Raw genomic sequence first — 22,333 nt, 5'->3', positions numbered from 1 at the left:
GCTTGTATGATTGGATAGTATTTTAATGATCGGATGCCGTATTTTTATGGGCGTATAGCGAAGGTTTATGGGCGGATACGACGCTTGTATGATCGCAGGATATTTTAATGATCGGATGCCGTATTTTTATGGGCGTATAGCGAGGGTTTATGGGCATATACGACGCTAGTATGATCGCATGATATTAATGATCAGATGCCGTAGATTTGTGTGGATACGGCAGTCTATGTGCACTCAATATTTATGTAAACAATTAGGCATCCCGTAAAGGTTTATAAAAACTTTTACGAGATGCCTATTTTTTGATTAAAAAATAATAAATCATCCCATACTTATAACGAGAAGCCCTTTGTCGAAAATCGACTAATAAGATATCATTTCTTCTACTTTTGTCAAGCGCAAGGAATAACATCTGTTCATGTAGAATTGCGCTATCAGAGGAGGCGATTTTATGAATCATGAAGTAGAAAGAGTTGGAGACGAAATTATTATTATTCGATTAAAAGGTGAATTAGACCATCATAGTACAACCGATATTCGAAATGAAATAGTGCCACTGATTAAAAATGGGTCTATTAAAGTATTAGTTTGGAATTTAAAAGATTTAAATTTTATGGATAGTTCCGGCATTGGGCTAATACTCGGAAGAATGCGTGAACTTGCGCCAATCGAAGGACAAACAATTATCGTTAATCCTTCACCAACGATGAAGAAAATTTTTCAGTTTGCAGGATTAAGTCCCTACATCTATAACGAATCAGAAATTGAAATTATGTCAAAGTTAGGGGGAATTGTTTATGGACAATGAGATCACACTATCTTTTATAGCAAAAAGTGAGAATGAAGCATTAGCGAGAATGGTAATGTCCAGTTTTATCGCGGCAATAGATCCAACTATCGAAGAATTATCCGAGTTTAAAACAGTTATATCTGAAGCGGTAACGAATGCTATTGTACATGGATACGAAGAAGACGGAGTAGGGAAAATAGAAATTCACGCCCAACGAGTAGATAGAGAAATAGTCGTATCTATTGTGGACTATGGTCGAGGTATTCGAGATGTAAGCCAGGCACGCGAGCCACTTTTTACGACAAAGCCGGAGCAGGAGCGATCTGGAATGGGATTCACAATTATGGAGAGCTTTAGTGACGATGTAGAGATATACTCAATTCCTGATAGGGGGACGACTGTAACTATTACGAAGCGATTTGTACCAATTCAAGAATCTAGTAGGATTCTCTAATGATGAATAATAAGCCGTCGGTTTTATTAACCCAAGAAAAAATGAGGGAACTCATCGCATTAGCACAAGCTGGAGATAAGCAGGCAAGGCAGCAAATGATCGAAGGAAATACTCGGTTAGTTTGGTCTATCGTACAGCGTTTTGCGTCACGAGGGGCGGATTTAGAGGATTTATTTCAAATTGGCTGTATAGGTCTGATGAAATCGGTAGATAAGTTTGATTTGTCATATGAAGTGAAATTTTCAACGTATGCAGTTCCGATGATAATTGGAGAAATTCAGCGGTTTTTAAGAGATGATGGAATGGTGAAAATCAGTCGCTCCATAAGGGAGTTAAATTTTAAAATTCGCCATGCGACCGATGATTTTCTAAAAAAACATGAACGTCAACCAACAATTTTGGAACTAGCTAGTATTTTAGAAGTATCGAGAGAAGAAATTGTCATGGCAACGGATGCATTAAGAGATCCCGCATCATTACAAGAGCAATTGTATGAAAATGAAAGTGGTGATGCACTCACATTAATGGATCAGATGAAAGATGAACGTTCGGAGAAGTCATTTGACCATATCCCACTGAGAGAGCTACTGGAAAAGCTAGACAAACGAGAACAAATGATTATTTACTTACGATATTACCTAGACTGTACGCAAAGCGATATTGCCGAACGACTTGGGATATCTCAAGTGCAAGTGTCGAGATTAGAGAAAAAAATATTAAGCCAGCTAAAATTGTGGCTAGTTCCAGCTGGTTTTGAAGAGCAATCAAAAGCCAAAGATAGGTGATTGAAACGAATACTTTATTTTCAAGTATGTCTGAAGCAGAAGCGTATTTAAAAGAAAAATTCGGCGTAAATGAATCGTACGATTTTGGAACATTGCATACGCATCTGTATGAGTTTCCCGTATTGCTTGTCTATATTAATGGATTAGTTGATGGGATGGTCCTGACTGAGTTACTTACGAATGCGCAATTAGAAATACAAGAAGAAATAATCGATGAAAATGAAATTATTGAACATTATTTTCCCTATTATTCGATTACGCAGTATGATTCCAAAGAGAAATGGCTTGTCGCGTTACTAAGTGGACAAGTTACGTTTATTTTAAATAATGGCTCTGTTTATACAATAGATGTACGGACCTATCCAGGAAGGAATCCAGAAGAACCCGATAACGAAAAAGTTGTAAGAGGGTCAAGGGATGGATTTACGGAAAATATCGTACTAAATACTGCGCTAATCAGAAGAAGGATTCGCGATACAGCTTTACGGTTTGAACTACATCAAGTATCGACTTTAGGTCAAACAGATATTGCCATTTCGTTTATAAAAGGTATAGCAAATGAAGACAATTTGAAGCAAATTCGAGAAAGAATGAACCAAATAAAACATGATGGCTTTACGATGACTGATAAGGCACTTGAAGAATGGTTGTTTAAACAAGGTTTTCATCCCTTACCATTTGTGCGATTTACGGAAAGGCCAGATATCGCGGCTGCCCATTTGCTAGAAGGGCATATCGTGCTTGTGGTAGATACTTCTCCATCTGCTATTATTGTACCGACGACGGTATTCCACCATTTGCAACATGCGGAGGAATACAGGCAGGCGCCTTTAATCGGTACGATAGTGAGATGGATTCGTTTGAGCGGGCTCGTGTTAAGTTTATTTTTACTTCCTTTTTGGTACTTACTTTCGAAGCATCCGGAGTTTTTGCCGAATTCACTTGACTTTTTTGGACCAAAGGAAACGGGAGAAATACCTCTTTTATTACAAATCATTTTCGCGGATGTTGGGATTGAATTTTTACGACTAGCTGCCATTCACACGCCGACGCCTTTATCGACAGCGATGGGAATTATTGCAGCATTAGTCATCGGACAAATGGCGGTAGATGTCGGGTTATTTGTACCAGAGGTTATACTGTATACAGCAATCACTGCCATTTTTACATTTGCTATACCGTCCTATGAACTGAGTATTTCGACAAAAATCTTTCGAACATTTATCCTACTTTGTACGGCACTATTCGGTGCTAATGGTTTTTTTGTCGCGCTTGTCATCTTGCTTTTTTACGTTGGATCGTTAAGACCTTTGAATGTACCTTATTTATGGCCGGCCATGCCTTTTTTTCCAAAAGCATTTATGCGAATACTTGTCCGTTTTCCCATGCCGGTTGATGCAAAGCGGCCGTTTATTACTCGATCATCTGTTCGCAAGCGGGCGTGAAACCCATTGCAATCTCCTCTTTTAATGTGGTAAAGTTTCTATAGCGAAAGAGGAAAAGAGGCGATTTATTTGGTGACGATATCAACACATGCGGTAAATGAAAAAGGACATTTAGTATTAGGTGGAATGGACAGTTTAGAATTAGCAAAAACATACGGAACACCATTATTCGTATATGATTTGTCTTTAATAAGAGAGCGAGCACGTGCATTTATCCAAACGTTTAAAGAACAAAATGTGCCGGCGCAAGTGGCTTATGCGAGTAAAGCTTTTTCTAGTGTGGCAATGTATCAAGTGATGAAACAAGAAAATTTGTCGCTTGATGTAGTTTCTAGCGGAGAGTTATATACAGCGATTAAAGCAGGATTTCCAGTAGATCGAATACACTTTCACGGGAACAATAAAAGTAAAGAAGAATTATTGCTAGCGATTGAACATAATATAGGCTGTATCGTTGTAGATAATTTCTATGAAATCGAGTTATTAAAACAACTAACTGCAGAACATAACCAAAAAGTAAATATACTTTTACGTGTCACTCCAGGGGTAGAAGCACATACACATGACTACATTACTACTGGACAACAAGATTCCAAATTTGGATTTGATTTGATAAATGGCCAAGCAGATCTTGCGTTTCAGAAAGTGTATGAGGATGATTTCATTCAATTACTCGGCCTCCATTGTCATATTGGTTCTCAAATTTTTGAAACAATTGGATTTAAAGTTGCAGCAGAAAAATTAATCAAAAAAATGATTGAATGGCATCATGATTATGATTTTGAGTGTACCGTATTAAATTTAGGCGGCGGCTTTGGTATAAAGTATACGAAAGAAGATACCCCGCTGGAACCTTCTGTTTATGTAAAAGAAATGATTATGGTCGTAAAAAGCCTAATTGCAGAAACAAACTTTGCGATGCCTGAAATATGGATTGAACCAGGCCGTTCGCTAGTTGGAGATGCGGGAACTTCTTTGTATACAATCGGTTCTGAAAAAGAAGTGCCAGACGTTCGTAACTATTTGGCTGTAGATGGTGGAATGTCGGATAATATTCGTCCAGCCCTATACGGCGCGTTATATGATGCAGTCATTGCAAATAAACTAGACGAAAAAGCAGATGAAGCGTACACGATTGCTGGTAAATGTTGTGAATCTGGCGATAAATTGATCGAACATATCGAATTACCAAAAGCAGAACCAGGAGATATTTTAGCGATGTTCTGTACTGGTGCTTATGGATATGCCATGGCAAGTAATTATAATCGCTTAGCTAGACCTGCAGTCGTTTTTGTGGAAAATGGAAAACATCAATTAGCTGTAAGAAGAGAAACTTTAGAAGATATTGTTCATCTTGACCTTCCTCTAACGATGGAAAAGGAGTGAAGGTAAGTTGAAAAAACCGAATACTATTTTATTTCTCATGTTATTAATAATTGGTATTGTATGGGGAGCTATTTATTGGATCTTTATAGCCCCAAATGCTAATTTGTAATTTAGGTAAATGTCGTGTAGGATTGTAATGATTATATCAAACTTATTTTTCGAGAGTCTTCCTACTTCTGTAGAAGTGATGAAACTAAAAGAGGGTTTAACTATGTTGCTACGGTATAAAAAAGCATTCGAAAAAATTTCTATGGGTCTTCTATCATTTATGCCTCATGAAAAAGATGTTAAAAAGTTATTAGAAACAATACAAGAGTATGAAACGAATCCAAATTGGCATTTGTTTTTGTGGAAAAAAGATGAAGATTTAGTAGGATTAGTTGGCGTTCGCATGGACAATACAGATGGAATTATTCAGCATCTTTCCGTCAACCCTTCTCACCGCGGAGAAGGTATTGGAAAAGAAATGTTACAAAGCTTAACATCTATTTTACATACATCGTCTATCCAACCAACCGAAGAGATAAAGTCTTTCTTCGAAAAAAGCCAAATTGAAAAAGAAGAGGATTGACTTATTTCAAGTCATCTCTTCTTTTTTTCTTTCCAGACTCCAGTCGCTTACGCATTTCTTTTTGTCTTTCTCGCTCGATTAGTATTTCTGAGCGATCTCTGAGCATATGCTTATGAGTAAGAAAGTGTAAGTCACTGCTAGATGGGATTTCTAATGCACCTACTAAATGTTGTAGCTCTTCATTTGTTAGCTCGATGGCGAATCGTTGAAATGTAATTTTTTCTTTCATGATGTTAATAGAATGGGTAGCATGTTGCATAAGTTTAACATAGTTGATTGTTTCGTAATAGCTAGATGGAAAAGTTTCCGCGAATCGTTTAATACTTCCATTCATTGTTTTAATCGCTCCCGTAATATTGCCCCGACGCCAATGGTACATAGACGTAGATAAAAGGATGAACGCTGTTAATGGGTGATTTTTATCGGCTTGCGAAACTTCTTTCCAGTAGTCTTCTAGTAGTTCATGGCACTCGAAATAATCATGCGTATCATTAAATTCTTTTAGAAATTGGACAAAATTAGGATGGAATGTAGGATGCAATGCAATCACCTTTCCTCTATAATGATGTTAAAAACCGATAATAGGTGGAGTATTATGTCTTATGAAGTAAAAACAGAAGCATTTGAGGGACCCCTTGATTTATTATTACATTTAATAAATCGTTTGGAAATAGATATATATGATATTAAAATGGCAGAGATCACAGCTCAGTATATGGAGCATGTACATGCAATGAGTGTTTTGGAGCTAAACGAAGCAAGTGAATATTTAGTAATGGCAGCAACACTGCTATCGATCAAAAGTAAAATGCTTCTTCCAATTCATCAAGACGACGACATGGAAGATGATTTTGATATTAATCTAAATGACCCAAGGGACGAGTTAGTACTTAAGTTAATAGAATATAAGAAATACAAAGAAGCTGCCGTTAGTTTACAAGAAATGGAGGAAACTCGTAATCTATTTTATACAAGACCGCCAACTGATTTAAGTGAATTGCAAAATAGTAAACAGCTTGCCTTATTTGAACTAGACGTGAATGTGTACGACATGCTTGGTGCATTTCAAAAAATGCTACGAAGAAAACAGCTAAATGCACCACTGCACACACGAGTAAGTAAACAAGAAATATCGATCAAAGATCAAATGAAAAATGTCATTACAAACTTAAAGCAAAACAAAGGCAGATTATCTTTTTATGAGCTTTTTCCAACAATGGATAAAACGACGATAGTGACAACATTTCTATCCATATTAGAGCTTATGAAACGCCAAATTGTGCAAGTAGAGCAAAAAAACAATTTTGATGATTTATTTGTTCTTTTGCGAAAGGAAGATTTTGAAAGTGAATTCGAAGATGAAATTGATGAGTAATATTGAAAGTCTATTGTTTGTGAGTGGGGAAGATGGATTAACTAAAAAACAATTAGCTTTTTTGACAAATGAAACAGAAGAACAAATTGCCGAAACGCTTGAAAATATGATGGAATTATATGAAAAGAGTGAAGACAGAGGAATCGAGATCAAGCAATTAGCTGGTACGTTTCAGTTAGTGACGAAGCAAGTGAATGCAAGTAGTATTCAAAAACTAGTAGAAAATCCTACGACACAATCTCTTTCGCAAGCGTCTCTCGAAGTGTTAGCGATCATTGCATATAAGCAGCCCATTACGAGAGTAGAAATTGAAGAGATTCGAGGGGTGAAATCAGAACGACCGATACATACGTTGTCCTTAAAAGGCTTGGTAAAAGAAGTTGGGCGTGCGGATGGTACCGGAAGGGCTATATTGTATGGTACCACAACGGAATTTCTTCAATACTTTGGATTACAAGATATTCGTGCATTACCTCCACTCCCGGAAGAGATTTCTGTGGATGAAATGGAAGATTCGGATTTGTTCTTAACTAAGTTCCAAGAAACATTTGAAGGATAGAAATAATTAAAAGAGGAGTATTTTCTATTTATAAAAAAATAAGCATATTCTTTCTGTTTTTTCTGTTATGGCAAGTCAGTGACGTAGAAGCCTCTTCCTCTTATGCAGTAATTGATGTACAAACGGGGAGACTGTTAGAAGGTAGTAATGAAAACGAAGAATTACCAATAGCCAGTCTGACGAAAGTATGGACTGCATTAACGGTTCTAGACAATGCTTCTTTAGAGGATGAAATCACCATTTCTCAGGCTGCTGCCTCGCAAGAAGGGTCGTCTTTATATTTGAAGCCTGGTGAAGTATGGACAGTAAATTCTTTATTACACGGCCTTATGCTACAGTCCGGAAATGACGCCGCATATGCACTAGCCGAACATGTAGGGGGTTCATTAGACGGATTTACGTATTTGATGAATGAAAAATTTAAAGTTGCTGGATTAAATAATTCGCATTTTACGAATCCTTCTGGGCTCCATCATGATGATCATTTTGCTTCTGCATATGATATGGCGAATATGTTTCGACTAGCGCTTCAAAATGAACAATTTAAAAAAATCGCTTCTGCGAAAAGCTATCAACCAAAAGAGCGTAATGTTCGTTGGAATAACAAGCATCGATTAATACATGATAATGAAACGGCAATCGCAGGGAAAACAGGATACACGAAAAGAGCAGGAAGAACGCTTGTTACTTATTTTAAAGAGGATGAAAAAGAAATTGTCGTTGTAACATTGAATCACTCCAATGACTGGGCGTATCATACTGCCGTTGCAGAACGAGTATTTGCAAACTATGATTTTGTGAAAGTCGTAAAAAAAGGAAAGTATCGATTGTTTCAAAAAGAAGTCATCGAAGTAAAAGATGATCATTATCTTTTATTAAACAAGGAAGAGCGAAAAAAGTTAAATAATGTTCTGCTCATCCCGCGAAAATCTACTGCACAAAGCCCATATTTATGGAATGTAACAATCGACGATCAAATCGCCTTACGATTTAATGTGAACAAAATAAAATAACTGGCTTTAGATTAGGGGGTGTGACAAAGTCATACTCCCTAAACACTTTTTTCGAAATGCTTGTGACATCGACTGTGTGTATGCATCGTAAAGATCTTCGCATTAGTGATGTTAGGACACATTATAGAGATAATGCGTCATAAGCAGTTACCGCTAGGATTTCCGCTGCAGGGCGGACGCTTTCCGCCGGGTGAGCGATGAGCCATCGCCGACGCTTACGCGTTCGCTTGCGATGTCTCATCTTTCTCACTCATCCGGCAGGAGTCGCCGCCCTTCCGCTCCAATCATAGGAAATTCTCGCCAATTTGGTGTCTGCGGATATCAGAGATTTAGATTTTTCAGGTCTACTTAGCAATATTAATGCTGTATCCAAATAAGTGGCGCAATTACTAGGATAAAGTGAGTTCTATTTAACCATTTATTGGAATGATATATCTTAATCATCCACGTCTCACTCTAAGTAAACTTGTTATATTAAGAATCGGTTGCTCTCGTGCTAATTTGGTTGCTTTCCTAATAGAATTGATTGCTTTACATAACTGATTAATTACTCTTAGCCATTTAATGGATACTTACACATCGAAATACAATACTGTATAGGGATAATGCACACCAACGGCATCTGTTGGATTGGTTTAGTCATGTCCAGCGGTCAATTTGCCACTTTCGAGAGGGCTTCGTCTTGTTTACAGCGTATTCAGTTTCGTTCAACCATTTATTGGATTTTATTTTCAAGAAATACTACATAAGACTGAATTTAGAGCAGTGACGCTGATTAACTAACAAATTTTATAGATTGCAGCGGAAGGCGGCGACTCCGACGGGATCAAGTGAGACAGATGAGACTTCACAACGTACGCGAAGCGGCGGTGAAGGCTCATCGCTCACCCCGTGGAAAGCGTCCGCCTGCAGCGGAAATCCCAGCGGCCACTTCCTTATGACGCACTATCTATGCTCAACACCATGCGTCATTGTAGCAATTATAGAGAAGACAGTTTTTATAAAAGACTGTCTTCTTTTAATTTGGCTAAAAGTGTGACATAATTCACTCATATGTATGGAAAGAATGGACGAGGTGAAAGAATTGGAAAGACTACAAAAAGTACTTGCACATGCAGGCGTAGCTTCTAGAAGAAAAGCAGAGGAATTAATCCTCCAAGGAAAAGTAAAAGTGAACGGAAAAGTTGTAACGGAGCTTGGTACGAAAGTTTCGAATTCTGATACGGTTGAAGTAGAAGGAGTCAAACTCGAAAAAGAACAAAAAGTATACTACTTACTTTATAAACCAAGAGGGGTTATCTCGGCGGTTACAGATGATAAAGGCAGAAAAACCGTAACGGATTTATTACCTAATGTTAAGGAACGACTATATCCGGTTGGAAGACTTGACTATGAAACATCTGGATTACTACTACTGACAAATGATGGAGACTTTTCGTACGCATTAACGCATCCCAAATTTAAAGTAGACAAAACGTATGTAGCAAGAGTAAAAGGAATTCCCTTAAAAGAGCAATTAAGACCATTAGAACGTGGAATTATGCTAGAAGATGGGAAAACTGCTCCTGCAAGAGTAAAGTTATTATCAAGTGAGCGTAAAACAAATAAAGCAATCGTAGAAATAACAATCCATGAAGGAAAAAATAGACAAGTTCGCCGCATGTTTGATGCGGTTGGTTTTCCTGTCCAAAAATTAAAACGAGAACGATTTGGGTTTTTAACCTTACATGGCCTAAATGCCGGTGAATGGAGAGAGCTAACGACACATGAAGTTAAACAATTACGAGTATTAGCGGAAACTGGAAAAATAGGAAACTAATACTCGAATGTTCACAAACCCTTCAAATGTCAGACCTTTTTAATATGTATATTTTGGTATAATATATGTCGACGATGCTTAGAAATGGAGGAGCAAAGATGGCGCAATCGAAAAAGCAAAGATATTATATTCGAACTGCTATTTTAGCAGTACTGACGATAGCCATCGTCTTTACAATATACTCGAACGTAACGAAAGAAAAAAATGCAGTCCTTCAAGTAGGGGACAAAGCACCTGATTTTGCTTTAGTAGATTTGGAAGGGAACCAACATAGACTTTCAGACTATAAAGGTGAAGGCGTTTTCTTGAACTTTTGGGGTACTTGGTGTAAACCATGTGCGACCGAAATGCCCGCAATGGACAACCAATACCATGTCTATAAAGATCAAGGCGTTCAAACATTAGCGATTAATATCGGAGAATCCAATTTAAAAGTGAATAGCTTTAAAAATAGTTATGGTTTATCGTTTCCTATTGCAATTGACCAAAATAAAAGTGTAATGGAGTCATACAATATTGACCCTTTACCAACTACTTTTTTGATAAATCCAGATGGACGCATTGAAAAAATCATAAAAGGTCAAATGACAGAGCAAGATATTGCAGATTTTATGGAGCAAATTAAACCATCCTAAAGGAGTTTTATAGATGGACAAGATAGTTTGTACATGTGGTAATGTGAATCCGGCGGGGACATTGTTATGTGAAAGCTGTGGACGACCATTAAACAAAGAAACAGCAGAAAAAAAGCTTGTAGATATGCGTTATGAAGGCTCAGCAAGACGTTCCCAAACATATAACAAAACCATCATAGATAAAGTTTGGAATTTCTTCTCCAGTGTAAAAGTCGGTGTGTGGTTAATTGTTATTATTCTTGTTGCTGCTGCTATTGGGACCATTCTACCGCAAGTTTTTTATGTACCCGCAACAACGGAAGAAGCTATAGCTGATTACTATGAACGAATTTATGGTACATTTGGAAAATTATATTATGAGCTAGGATTATCGGACTTATACAGTTCTTGGTGGTTCCAAGGGCTTATTGGGATGCTCGGAATTTCCCTGATCATCGCAAGTTTAGATAGGGTAATACCACTTTATAAATCCCTTAAAAAACAAAAAACGAAAAGACATATTAGCTTTTTGAAACGTCAACGTCTGTATGGAATTGGAAACATAGTAAATGGGGAAGAATCCCTTGGAAAAGCGGAAGAAAAGCTGAAAGCGATGCGTTATAATGTGAAACGTGACGGCACTGCGCTACTCGCTGAAAGAGGTCGCTTTTCACGTTGGGGTCCTTATATCAATCATTTAGGTCTTATTTTATTTTTATTTGGTGTAATGCTTCGGGCGCTGCCAGGTTTTTATGTCGATGAGACGATGTGGCTACGCGAAGGAGAAACATTGTATGTTCCAAAAACAGAGGGCTATTTCTTGGAAAGTAAAGAATTCATCTACGAAACATATTCAAAAGAAGAATCAGAAGAAGTTTTTGGAGATGCCATTGATCGTGTCGGAACGATTGCTAAAAACTATCAAACAAACGTAGCCTTATATAAAGGACCAGAAGGTGCAGTTGCAGGGCATTTAGATGATTTAACGTTTGAAAAAGAAGCGGCGATTCAAGTGAATAAGCCACTTAAATTTGATCATTTTTCGGTTTTCCAAATGGATTTTCGATTAGATGAATTAGCTTCAATGACATTCCAACTGCAAGATAAAGAGACTGCCGAAAGCTTTGGTGAGTTTACGATTAACTTATCCGACCCAAAACCGGTATATGAACTTCAAAATGGCTCCAAAGTAGAAATTTTAGATTACTATGCAGATTTCACTGGATTTGAAGAAGGTGTGCCACAGTCGCAATCACCGCTTCCTAACAATCCAGCATTTTTAGTGAAAATGTATACTCCAGAGTTTCCAAAAGGGGAAACAAGTTTTGTCATGATTAAAGAAACGCTTGAACCGCTTGGAGAAAACAAACATAAAATTGCTTTTCAAAGCGTCGAAACAAGAGACGTTTCTGGTTTAACTATTCGTAAAGATTTAACACTTCCTATTCTTATGCTTGGTGGTCTTATCTTCATGATTGGGGTAGCACAAGGATCGTATTGGAATCATCGTCGTATTTGGATACAGCAACTAGAAGACGGGCAAGTCGTAATTGCAGCGCATACCAATAAAAACTGGCTAAGTATTATGAGAGATATGGATGCAGTTTCTGAACTGGCAAATCTTCCACAATATGAAGATCAACAAGATGAAGATTCCAAAGAGAATAAACAGGAAGGGGTATAATTATGGTAGAAGTAAGCAGTACTTTATTATTTATAGCGTTCGTTGCCTATTTAGTAGCAACCTTTTTATTTGGGGGTGCCGTAAAGATTTCGAGCTCTAAAGCTTCGAAATCTTTCGATCGTTGGGGTAAATTAGCCATTACAGTAACGATTATTGGATTTTTATCCAATATTGGTTATTTTATTACGAGATGGATAGCAGCAGGACATGCTCCTGTTAGTAACTTGTTTGAGTTTACAACCGCTTTTGGTATGTTGGTTATTGGTGCTTTTATATTAATTTACTTTATCTATAGAGTTCCAGCACTAGGTCTATTTGCTTTACCAATTGCTATCATAATCATTGGGTATGCAAGTATGTTCCCAAGAGAAATTACGCCATTAATACCAGCACTTAAAAGTTACTGGTTAACGATTCACGTTATAACTGCGGCACTCGGAGAAGCGATATTAGCCATAAGTGCAGTTGCCGGATTAATCTACTTGCTAAAAAATATTGACATGACCAAAAAGTCAAAGCAACGTTTTTGGATCGAGGCCGTAATGTATGTAGCTGTGTTAGTTTTAGGTTTTATTGTAGCTACAACTACTTTCACATTAGCTGATTATAAAGCAGAATTTAGTTATGTAAATAAAGAAGAAAAAGTATTAACGATGGTATATAATGTGCCACCTATTTTTGGGATGAATGAGTCGGAAGCTATTACCGAAAATGCGATGCAACCGTTAATGGAAATGCCACCGCTTGTTAATGCGAAAAAACTGTCAGTCGTTACGTGGTCTATCATTTTCGGAACGGTAATATACATCTTGCTTCGTTTAATCTTAAGAAAACGGATTGCAGCAGTATTACAACCATTTACGAAAAAAGCGAACTCTCAGTTTATGGATGAAATCGGTTATCGTTCGGTGCTTATCGGTTTCCCTGTATTTACTTTAGGGGCACTAATTTTCGCCATGATTTGGGCGCATGAAGCGTGGTCTAGATTTTGGGGCTGGGATCCCAAAGAAGTTTGGGCACTTATAACTTGGCTTTTCTATGCAGCATTCCTACACCTTCGTTTATCAAAAGGATGGCAAGGTGAAAAATCTGCTTGGTTAGCATTGATTGGGTTTATCATCATTATGTTTAACCTAATAGCAGTAAACCTAATTATTGCTGGACTACACTCATATGCTTAATAGAAAAGCGTAAGCGCCTATGTCTGCCCTGACAGGCAAATGGGAATGGAGAAGGTCTACAAAGTACGCCACGTCCTGTGGCAAAGCAGACATGACCCGCATCGTGCGGGCCCAGGAGGCAGTTCCTCAGCCGCCATAAACGATTGTGTTTGCGACGAGCTTGCGCAGGAGCAGCTTTTTCACATTTGACCCCGAGGGGCAAGGCGCTGAAGCTAGACAATTAGAAAAGCTCTTATCTCCCATAAAAGAGATAGGGGCTTTTCTTTCCATTTGGCAAGACTAATTGTACAATATAGATTAGAAGTTGATAGAAGGGTCTGATATTATGTCTGAAATGATTAAACTATTAGTAGTTGACGATGAAGAACGAATCCGTCGTTTATTGAAAATGTATTTAGAAAGAGAAGGATACGAAGTTGAAGAAGCTGAAAATGGTGAAATCGCTCTACAGCTCGCGCTAGAAAATGAATATAATTGCATCCTACTAGATATTATGATGCCCGAAAAAGACGGGATAGAAATGATGACTGAGTTACGCACGCATAAGGAAACACCTATAATTTTATTAACAGCTAAAGGGGAAGAAGCTAACCGTGTAGAAGGCTTTGAACTAGGAGCAGACGATTATATCGTGAAGCCTTTTAGCCCGAGAGAAGTTGTACTTCGAGTTAAAGCGCTTTTAAAACGTTCTACAGCTCTTTCGCCAGTACAAGGATTGTCTGCATCCAAAGATATCGTTGTGTTCCCACATCTGACAATTGATCATGATGCACATCGAGTCACTGCGGATGGTGTGGAAGTAAGTCTGACACCAAAAGAGTACGAATTACTGTATTTCTTAGCGAAAGCACCAGATAAAGTATTTGATCGAGAGCAATTGTTAAAAGAAGTGTGGCATTATGACTTCTTTGGTGATTTAAGAACGGTAGACACACATGTAAAACGATTACGCGAAAAGTTAAATAGAGTATCCGAAAAGTCGGCGAAAATGATCGTGACCGTTTGGGGTGTTGGCTACAAATTTGAGGTTATCAATGAATAGAATTTGGAATAGTGTAGTCGGGAAGCTATGGGGAACCATATTGCTTCTCGTCTTATTTGTGTTGTTTATCATTACAGTCTTAATGCTAGAGTTTTTGGAAAATTTCCATACAGAACAAGCCGAAGAGTCGCTAAGACAGGAAGCCGCAACGATTGGGAAAATAGTAGAGCAATACGATGAAATAGAAGACTCCATGCAAATTATCCAAAATATTCTTGGAGCGGAAACAAATGCGTTAATCGTTCGAAATGCGGAATCTGTATTTTTGTCAGTACATGAAGGGTTAAACAAAGAGGTTTTTCAAGAAAAATTATTGAAAGATAAAGACTTAACGAATATTTATACGACAAATAATACGATTGTTAAAAAAATGCTGATGCCTTCGATGACTGAAGAAGATCGAATGGAAAATTATATTATCCTCGCTTCTCCTTTAGAATCCGATAAGGAAATACACGGAGCGGTCTTTATTTATCAAAGCTTACAGGTAGTTAACAAGACTTCTAATCATACTACTCGTATTGTCTTTTTATCAGGTTTTATCGCATTATTACTAACGACCATGTTCTCGTTCTTTTTATCTTCCCGCATTACTCTGCCGCTTAGAACGATGCGAGAAGCTGCCCTAGAGCTAGCAAAAGGAAATTTCGAAACCAAAGTACCGTATGTACAAAAAGACGAAATTGGAGAGCTTAGTGTTGCTTTTAACCGTATGGGTAGCCAGTTAAAGGACCACGTAGAAGTGATTAGCCAAGAAAAAGAACAACTTTCCAGTATATTAACATCCATGACAGACGCAGTTATTACATTCAACAAAGATTTTAAGGTACTCGTAAGTAATCCTCAAGCAAATGAGTTATTTCAGAAATGGTATACAAACAATGAAGTTACCGGTAATTCTAATCTACCAGCAGAGCTGTACCATTTACTTGATCACGTATTTCACCAAGAAGAAGAAATCGATGAGGAAATCGAAATAAAAGGATCTTATTTTTCTGTGTCCATTAGTCTTCTATACAGTAAAGACTCCGTTCGCGGGGCAGTAGTAGTGCTTCGGGATATGACCGAACAACATCGCTTAGATAAAATGCGCTCGGACTTTATCGCCAATGTATCACATGAGCTAAGAACGCCTATTTCGATGTTGCAAGGGTACAGTGAAGCGATTATCGATGAGGTAGTAACAACAGAAGAAGATAAAAATGAAATGATTCGAATTATTTATGATGAATCGAAACGAATGAGTAGATTAGTAACGGAATTATTGGATTTAGCCCGTTTAGAATCGGGTTACTTGAGTATTTATAAGGAAGAGGTTTCTGTCCTACCCACGATTGAGCGTATTACGCAAAAGTTTGATCAAATCGCAAAAGAAAAAAATATACGTTTATATTTTGAACCTACATTATCGGAAACGATTTATTTGAAACTTGATGAGGATCGTATGGAACAAGTCCTCACTAATTTAATCGATAATGCCCTACGCCATACCCCTAAAGACGGTTCAGTAACGGTAAAACTAATGCAAACAACTCGGCACATTATGATTGAAGTAAAAGACACCGGATACGGAATTCCAAAAGAAGATTTACCTTATGTGTTCGAACGTTTCTATAAAGCAGATAAAGCGAGAACTAGAGGGAAAAGTGGAACAGGTCTTGGTCTTGCGATAGCAAAAAATATTGTCGAACGTCATGACGGAATTTTGTCAGTTGAAAGTGAAGTGGGAGTAGGGACGACATTCATTATTAAATTACCTTTAAAGTGAAACAAATCAGCACATGAAACGACTAATAACTAGAACGGGGGGAGCTTATGAATGACTCCGTTTTCCACCGCTTGTATGATAGCTATCATCAAGACGTTTTTCAGTTTCTTATTTATTTAGTAAAAAATAGGCAAACTGCGGAAGACTTGGTCCAAGAAGTATATGTACGAGTATTAAGAGCTTACAGTAAATTCGAAGGAAAAAGTTCGGAAAAAACTTGGTTATTTTCCATCGCCAAAAATGTGGCGATTGATCATTTTAGGAAACAAGCAGTGCGAAAGAAACGATTGTTTGAGTCATTTGACTGGGAGACCATGCAGCTTCCCTCTTCTGACATGCTACCAGAAGATTCGGTGCAACTAAACGATGAAATGAAAACATTACTTGTGGCTCTAGATGATTGCACAGGTGATCAAAAAATGGTCATTATTATGCGTTATTTTCAAGAGCTTTCCATTGCAGAAACAGCGCAAGTATTAAGTTGGACAGAAGGGAAAGTGAAGACAACGCAACATCGTGCGATAAAAGCACTTCGCGAACGATTATCTACGAAAGAGGAGGGTATAGTTCATCATGAGTGATATGAAAAAAGAAAACGAAAAAATTGATGAGCTTTTAAACAATACGCCCAAGTTTACAGATCATCGTTCCAAAGAAGAAGTGTATAATCGGGTAAAAATGGAAATTGAAGCTCAAGTCAAGGAAGAGAAAAGAAAAATAATAGCCGTATCATTTTCGAAATGGATGCCTTTTATCGTTTCCGTTGCGGCTATTTTACTCCTGACATTCCTTGTTTCTTCCTATACGAATCAAAAAGAAACAACGTTGTCCAAAGATAGTGTATACGATAACGCCGAACCAAAAGAAAACATGCGATCGATGGAAAAAACAGAAGAAAGTGCAAAAGTAATAGAAGAAACAAAGGCTGATCAGGCAAATGCAATGACAACGATGTCGATGATAACAGATTCTACTATAGAGTTGATCCCACTTCAAAAAGCAGTTTACGAAGATAGTGTGAATGGAGGAACCGTTTTTCATTTTTCTTTAATTGAAAATGCATTAAGCGTTCCTATTACAATAATTATTTCGCAAGAACGAATGGAAGCTGATTTTCCGGGAATGACTCCGACTAGTTTGCAACTGTATGAACGATATGCAAGTCAAATTGATGAAGAAGCGTTAGGATTCATGGAGTATCATCCGTATAAAGGTTATTTTGTTGCAGAAGACAAACAATTAAAACATTATTTACCTGCTAACCATGGGTATGATGTAGCACCCGGCACATCCGCTCCCTATTGGTCTTCAATAAATGAAATCTTCACAGATTTTGAAACGCTCTTGAGAGTAAATGAGGATGGGACTGCTATAGAATGGGATCAAGTTGGGATTATAAATGAACCGAGTCCATTATTTGGAGAATATGCGCAACAAAGTTACTTTTTGTACACGGCTTTGAATGGCGACACTTATTTATCTTCCAACTTCGGCAAACGTTTTAATACGCTTTCAGAAGCGTTTGAAAATATGAGAAGCGCTGAAAATGATATTTATACATCCGTTATCCCAAATAATGTAACATATTCTTATCGAGATAATAATGGGATTGCAACCATTTACTTTGATGAACCTTTCGACTTGAAGACGATGGATTCCAAGGATGCCACTAGAATGATGGAAGCATTCGCATTAACTGCCGCGAGCTTCGGAAAAGAAGTGAAGGTAGAAAATGTAGTGCAACAACAATGGGAAGAATTTGACTTAACTAAACCTCTTCCAGTTCCAGTGGGACCGAATGGGTTTATTATGAGTGATGAATAATTTTGAAATGCGTGGAAGCATTGACCTGGTCAATACTTCCACGCATTTTTTTGTTGTAGAGTTTATTTTGCGCATTCTATAGTTCGTCTGTTGTTATACTCGGATGCGGATTATGATTATATATGGGGTTCTAATGCTCTTATAATACATAGTAATTTTCTTGGTATTCTTTGAGCAAGTGTATTGCATAAGGATAAAAACTTTGTTAAGATGTATTTAATTCAAGATAAAAGCTTGAAGGACAATAAAATATTGATTCATCTTCGGGGCAGGGTGAAATTCCCGACCGGCGGTAGTAGAACTTGTGTTTCTTAAGCCCGCGAGCCGTTAAGTTAAGGTTGATTTGGTTAAATTCCAAAGCCGACAGTACAGTCTGGATGGGAGAAGGTGAAGGTGCAGTCGTTTTTCGTATGTTCTAATACGGATACGCTTATTTAAGTGTACCTTTTACTCCTTTAAGCCTATTAATAGCTTAAGGGATTTTTTGAGTAAAAGAAAACGTGCTGAACCTTTCTTCTTGTGGAGTGAATCGCAAAAGGAGAGAGGATTTTATGTTAAAAGGTAAGACGCGAATGCTGATCGCAATCGCTATGTTAAGTAGTATTTCGTTTGTATTAATGTTACTTGCATTTCCGTTACCAGTATTACCAGCCTATTTGAAAGTGGATTTTAGTGATATTCCAGCACTAATAGCAGCGATTACGATGGGTCCTCTGGCAGGTGTTCTCGTTGCATTTTTGAAAAATGTATTAGATTGGCTGTTTTCTGGTAGCCCAACTGGAGTGCCAGTAGGACATATGGCTAATTTTGTAACGAGTATATTATTTCTAACACCAGTTTATTTGATTTATCGTAAAGTTACCTCTTCAAAAGGTATTACGTACGGGTTAGCTTGCGGAACGATTTCGATGGCAATTGGGATGAGTGTATTAAACTATTATGTATTTTTACCAATGTATGCCTATTTCTTAAATTTCCCGATGGAAACAGGAACAGCATTATTTAACTCAATCATTTTCGGTATATTACCGTTTAATCTTATAAAAGGTATTTTAGTGGCTGTCGTTATGATTGTGTTATTCAAACGAATGAAGCCGTTATTAGATAAAGTGACATATTCAATTGGCGCTGTTAAAGCAAACTAAAAAAGGTCGTTTCTCTCTTACGGAGAAACGACCTTTTTCATTCTTTTCTATTCAAACTTTAACGCGTCGCCTTCGAATGATTCCTCCGCTACTTTAATAGAGTCTGTTGGGCAACCTTCAAATGCATCTTCCATATCCTCTAATAGTTCGTCTGGAACTTCTGTTGTACCCGTGTTATCATCTAAAATAACGAAAGCAATTCCTTCATCGTCATAATCATATATATCTGGTGCGGCAGCGCCACATGCGCCACATGCGATGCATGTATCTTGATCTACAATTGTATATTTAGCCATTCTTACATTCTCTCCTTTATATCTGCTTTCACGAATCTGCTATCTTATTCATTCTAAAGATATTTTCGCTACATTTCAACCAAAATACTTTCACATGTGAGGGGTTTCCATTGTATTTTCAACAATTACTGTTATTCATTATCTATAAATTCCAAGGGCAACGGTCCTCTACAGCAGCTTATTATTTATTAAAAGGGAAAAAATCAGGTCAAACGATTCAAGATGTGACGTATTTTAACCTGCATCCTTTCTTTTGTCTTTATCCAAAACTAACAAAAGAAACATATGAGGACGAAATTGGGAAGCTCCTCGCAGAAAACTTCGTTGTGATGAATGAATCTACATTGTCTATTACGGAAAAGGGTTTGCATAAAATAGTTTCAGCAAGGCGTCCTTTTTATAATGGATGGATACTTCGGGGAAAAGAATTCGTTTTTTGGGGACGAGTCGAATTGATTATTCAAACGTTATCCCAATTTCAAAGAAATGAAAAAAAGTTTGTGCCAGTTCAAAAAAGCAATGAAATTCATCATTTTGTCAAAGCATATTTGCATGAACGAGATTTTCAATCGAGTTCTTTTGGGTCCAATTTCAAACAGCAATTAATCGCTTTACTCGAAAATCCTCGTTTACTGGAAATACATCGTCATTTGTTTGTTTATCGTTTAAGTGGGTACAAAAATAGTGGGCTAACTTGGGAGCAACTTGCTAGTCGCCACCAAATGACCGTTTTAGATGTAAAGTTTATATTCATCGAGTGTTTACATATTTTATTAGATGAGATAACCGAAGAGAAATCCTCGGATTTCCACGCGCTAACGAAGGGTATTTATGTTCAAACTCCTTTAACCGATTCTGCTTTGAAAACAAGTAAATTATTTGAAAAAGGATATTCGATCGAAGCAATCGCACGTATGCGTTTTTTAAAGGAAAACACGATTGAAGACCATGTCATAGAAATAGTTTCCGTAGATCCAAACTTTCCTATCAGTGCTTTTATAACAGATGAGCAAGTTCAAAAAGTTTTACAAATAGCGCAGAAACGACAAACGAAAAAGTTGAAAATAATTCGAGAGCAAGTTACCGATTTAAGTTATTTCCAAATTAGATTAGCGCTAACTAAAGGAGAAGAAGTAAATGGATAAGTTGACGGAAGTACTAACGCGTAAATTTGGTTACGATTCATTTAGGGAAGGACAAAAAGAAATAATCGAACATGTCATATCAGGACAAGATGTTGTTGCCATATTACCGACTGGTATGGGGAAATCGTTACTATACCAATTGCCAGGTTATTTGATGGAAGGCTCTGTCGTTATTGTTTCCCCTTTACTATCTTTAATGCAAGACCAAGTGGAACAATTGAAAATGTTAGGCGAAAAACGTGTTGTTGCGATAAACTCTTTTTTATCCTTTGAGCAAAAAGAGATGGTTTTTCGAAATTTATCTGCGTATAAATTTATATTTACTTCCCCAGAAATGTTGCAAAATGAGCGATTTAATCATGCGCTATCTGCTATCCGGATCGCCTATATCGTGGCGGATGAAGCACATTGTATTTCCCAATGGGGATTTGATTTCAGGCCAGACTATTTACGAATCGCTAAATGGTTACAACAATTCCGCCAAACCAATGTCCTCGCTTTAACTGCTACGGCAACTAATAGTGTAGTTAAAGATATTAAATCAACGTTACTAATGAGGGAGCCCTTTGAATATATCCATTCCCTTGACCGACCTGCCATTGCATATGAAGCGACAGAAGTGAAAGATGCACAAGAAAAACTTGCCTGGATCATCGGTCGAATCACTTCTACAAGTGGTCCAGGTATTTTATATACACAGTCGCGTAAAAAAACAGAGATGTATGCGAATGAATTACAAAAAAGAGGTATTCGAGTTGCTTATTATCATGCGAAAATGGATCAAGATGATCGTATTTTAGTCCAACAACAGTTTCAACAAGGCCAGCTAGAGTGGATATGTGCAACAAATGCTTTTGGGATGGGAATACATAAAGATAACATTCGACAAATTATTCATGATCATATTCCGACATCCATTGCGAGTTATATGCAAGAAGTGGGAAGGGCTGCGCGAGACGGAGCGCAATCGATCGCTTCGTTACTATTTACAGCAACGGATGTGGAACAAGCTTTCTATGTCGCGATGCAAGATTTCCCAGAAGAAGCAGATATTCATCTCGCATATGAGTCCGATCATATACAACTCCAATTACCAGAAACGACGGCTAGAATATTAGATTATTGGAAAGAAGAGCTAACAGAACAAGAGACGACACGCTTATTTCAAACGATTAAACAAAATAAATGGACTGAAATTCAAGCCTTATATACGATGCTGCAAAACGGAGTATGTATAAGAGAACAACTGTTGCACTACTTTGATGAGCAATTAACAAACCGTCCAGTGCATTGTTGCTCCAAATGTTCACTTCATATACAAGAAATTATACATACTAGAAAACAACCGATGGAAAAAAGGGAAGAATTGGATTGGAAAATGCAATTAGATGAACTACTACGTTCGTAAAATAGATGAGAAGTTTACTTTTTCAACAA

At 37.4% G+C, this 22,333-nt stretch carries 22 protein-coding genes and 1 riboswitch; of the genes, 20 read left to right on the top strand and 2 right to left on the bottom strand.

All coding sequences use genetic code 11. From position 1 onward, the window contains the following. Positions 1-451: 451 nt before the first annotated feature. The 6 genes from ACIQYS_RS11195 to ACIQYS_RS11170 all read left to right on the top strand — a co-directional run bounded on the left by ACIQYS_RS11195 (position 452) and on the right by ACIQYS_RS11170 (position 5,431). Entirely contained in the window at positions 452-808 is a 357-nt protein-coding gene (locus ACIQYS_RS11195) for an STAS domain-containing protein (protein ID WP_402979248.1), read from the top strand. Next, positions 798-1,244, top strand: a complete 447-nt coding sequence (spoIIAB, locus tag ACIQYS_RS11190; RefSeq protein WP_402979245.1) for an anti-sigma F factor — start codon at positions 798-800, stop codon at positions 1,242-1,244. The genes ACIQYS_RS11195 and spoIIAB overlap by 11 nt, the downstream gene beginning before the upstream one ends. Continuing rightward, a complete protein-coding gene (locus ACIQYS_RS11185) occupies positions 1,244-2,029 on the top strand; it encodes a SigF/SigG family RNA polymerase sporulation sigma factor (RefSeq protein ID WP_402979242.1) in 786 nt (261 codons plus the stop codon). Before spoIIAB ends, ACIQYS_RS11185 begins: the two co-directional genes overlap by 1 nt. Positions 2,030-2,055: 26 nt before the next feature. Continuing rightward, positions 2,056-3,474, top strand: a complete 1,419-nt coding sequence (locus ACIQYS_RS11180) for a spore germination protein (protein WP_402979458.1) — start codon at positions 2,056-2,058, stop codon at positions 3,472-3,474. Between the two features lie 69 nt (positions 3,475-3,543). Then, complete coding sequence (lysA, locus tag ACIQYS_RS11175; protein ID WP_402979239.1) at positions 3,544-4,860, top strand: diaminopimelate decarboxylase; 1,317 nt, start codon at positions 3,544-3,546, stop codon at positions 4,858-4,860. Between the two features lie 211 nt (positions 4,861-5,071). Further along, complete coding sequence (locus ACIQYS_RS11170) at positions 5,072-5,431, top strand: GNAT family N-acetyltransferase (protein WP_402979455.1); 360 nt, start codon at positions 5,072-5,074, stop codon at positions 5,429-5,431. 1 nt (position 5,432) lies between these two features. Here ACIQYS_RS11170 and ACIQYS_RS11165 read toward each other — a convergent pair whose 3' ends face one another. After that, positions 5,433-5,981: a DUF309 domain-containing protein gene (locus tag ACIQYS_RS11165; protein WP_402979236.1), complete on the bottom strand. Its 549-nt coding sequence runs from the start codon at positions 5,979-5,981 to the stop codon at positions 5,433-5,435. A gap of 45 nt (positions 5,982-6,026) precedes the next feature. On the opposite strand from ACIQYS_RS11165, the gene ACIQYS_RS11160 reads away from it, so the two are divergent. The 12 genes from ACIQYS_RS11160 (at position 6,027) to ACIQYS_RS11105 (ending at position 19,455) form a co-directional block, all read left to right on the top strand. Further along, positions 6,027-6,806, top strand: a complete 780-nt coding sequence (locus ACIQYS_RS11160; protein WP_402979233.1) for a segregation/condensation protein A — start codon at positions 6,027-6,029, stop codon at positions 6,804-6,806. After that, on the top strand, positions 6,778-7,365 hold the full coding sequence (scpB, locus tag ACIQYS_RS11155) for an SMC-Scp complex subunit ScpB (RefSeq protein ID WP_402979230.1): 588 nt from the start codon (positions 6,778-6,780) through the stop codon (positions 7,363-7,365). The genes ACIQYS_RS11160 and scpB overlap by 29 nt, the downstream gene beginning before the upstream one ends. After that, the gene (locus ACIQYS_RS11150; protein ID WP_402979452.1) at positions 7,362-8,378 is read left to right on the top strand and encodes a D-alanyl-D-alanine carboxypeptidase family protein; all 1,017 of its coding nucleotides are present in this window, start codon (positions 7,362-7,364) and stop codon (positions 8,376-8,378) included. Before scpB ends, ACIQYS_RS11150 begins: the two co-directional genes overlap by 4 nt. A 1,084-nt stretch (positions 8,379-9,462) precedes the next feature. Beyond that, positions 9,463-10,197 carry a pseudouridine synthase gene (locus ACIQYS_RS11145; RefSeq protein WP_402979227.1) on the top strand — a complete coding sequence of 245 codons (735 nt, stop codon included), beginning with the start codon at positions 9,463-9,465 and terminating at the stop codon, positions 10,195-10,197. A gap of 98 nt (positions 10,198-10,295) precedes the next feature. After that, the gene (gene resA, locus ACIQYS_RS11140) at positions 10,296-10,832 is read left to right on the top strand and encodes a thiol-disulfide oxidoreductase ResA (RefSeq protein WP_402979224.1); all 537 of its coding nucleotides are present in this window, start codon (positions 10,296-10,298) and stop codon (positions 10,830-10,832) included. 13 nt (positions 10,833-10,845) lie between these two features. Further along, positions 10,846-12,495: a cytochrome c biogenesis protein ResB gene (gene resB, locus ACIQYS_RS11135; protein WP_402979221.1), complete on the top strand. Its 1,650-nt coding sequence runs from the start codon at positions 10,846-10,848 to the stop codon at positions 12,493-12,495. Between the two features lie 2 nt (positions 12,496-12,497). Next, positions 12,498-13,676: a c-type cytochrome biogenesis protein CcsB gene (ccsB, locus tag ACIQYS_RS11130; RefSeq protein WP_402979218.1), complete on the top strand. Its 1,179-nt coding sequence runs from the start codon at positions 12,498-12,500 to the stop codon at positions 13,674-13,676. A 325-nt stretch (positions 13,677-14,001) separates the two neighbouring features. Continuing rightward, complete coding sequence (locus ACIQYS_RS11125; RefSeq protein ID WP_402979215.1) at positions 14,002-14,718, top strand: response regulator transcription factor; 717 nt, start codon at positions 14,002-14,004, stop codon at positions 14,716-14,718. Beyond that, the gene (locus ACIQYS_RS11120) at positions 14,711-16,486 is read left to right on the top strand and encodes an ATP-binding protein (RefSeq protein WP_402979212.1); all 1,776 of its coding nucleotides are present in this window, start codon (positions 14,711-14,713) and stop codon (positions 16,484-16,486) included. The genes ACIQYS_RS11125 and ACIQYS_RS11120 overlap by 8 nt, the downstream gene beginning before the upstream one ends. Positions 16,487-16,533: 47 nt before the next feature. After that, positions 16,534-17,067: an RNA polymerase sigma factor SigX gene (gene sigX / locus ACIQYS_RS11115; protein WP_402979209.1), complete on the top strand. Its 534-nt coding sequence runs from the start codon at positions 16,534-16,536 to the stop codon at positions 17,065-17,067. Beyond that, complete coding sequence (locus tag ACIQYS_RS11110) at positions 17,060-18,310, top strand: hypothetical protein (RefSeq protein ID WP_402979206.1); 1,251 nt, start codon at positions 17,060-17,062, stop codon at positions 18,308-18,310. Before sigX ends, ACIQYS_RS11110 begins: the two co-directional genes overlap by 8 nt. Positions 18,311-18,565: 255 nt before the next feature. Continuing rightward, positions 18,566-18,703, top strand: a riboswitch (FMN riboswitch). A gap of 158 nt (positions 18,704-18,861) precedes the next feature. Beyond that, complete coding sequence (locus ACIQYS_RS11105; protein ID WP_402979203.1) at positions 18,862-19,455, top strand: ECF transporter S component; 594 nt, start codon at positions 18,862-18,864, stop codon at positions 19,453-19,455. 47 nt (positions 19,456-19,502) lie between these two features. Here the strand turns inward: ACIQYS_RS11105 and ACIQYS_RS11100 are convergent, their stop codons facing one another. Further along, positions 19,503-19,751: a ferredoxin gene (locus tag ACIQYS_RS11100; RefSeq protein ID WP_142537235.1), complete on the bottom strand. Its 249-nt coding sequence runs from the start codon at positions 19,749-19,751 to the stop codon at positions 19,503-19,505. 110 nt (positions 19,752-19,861) lie between these two features. On the opposite strand from ACIQYS_RS11100, the gene ACIQYS_RS11095 reads away from it, so the two are divergent. Then, on the top strand, positions 19,862-20,896 hold the full coding sequence (locus tag ACIQYS_RS11095) for a YpbB family protein (RefSeq protein ID WP_402979199.1): 1,035 nt from the start codon (positions 19,862-19,864) through the stop codon (positions 20,894-20,896). Further along, entirely contained in the window at positions 20,889-22,304 is a 1,416-nt protein-coding gene (locus ACIQYS_RS11090) for a RecQ family ATP-dependent DNA helicase (RefSeq protein ID WP_402979196.1), read from the top strand. The genes ACIQYS_RS11095 and ACIQYS_RS11090 overlap by 8 nt, the downstream gene beginning before the upstream one ends. Positions 22,305-22,333 lie beyond the last annotated feature (29 nt).

It is taken from the genome of Psychrobacillus sp. NPDC096426 (assembly GCF_044762745.1).
In the GTDB taxonomy this organism is placed as follows: domain Bacteria; phylum Bacillota; class Bacilli; order Bacillales_A; family Planococcaceae; genus Psychrobacillus.
Note: the sequence above shows the minus strand (reverse complement) of the source record. Positions and strands in the feature narration are given on the sequence as shown.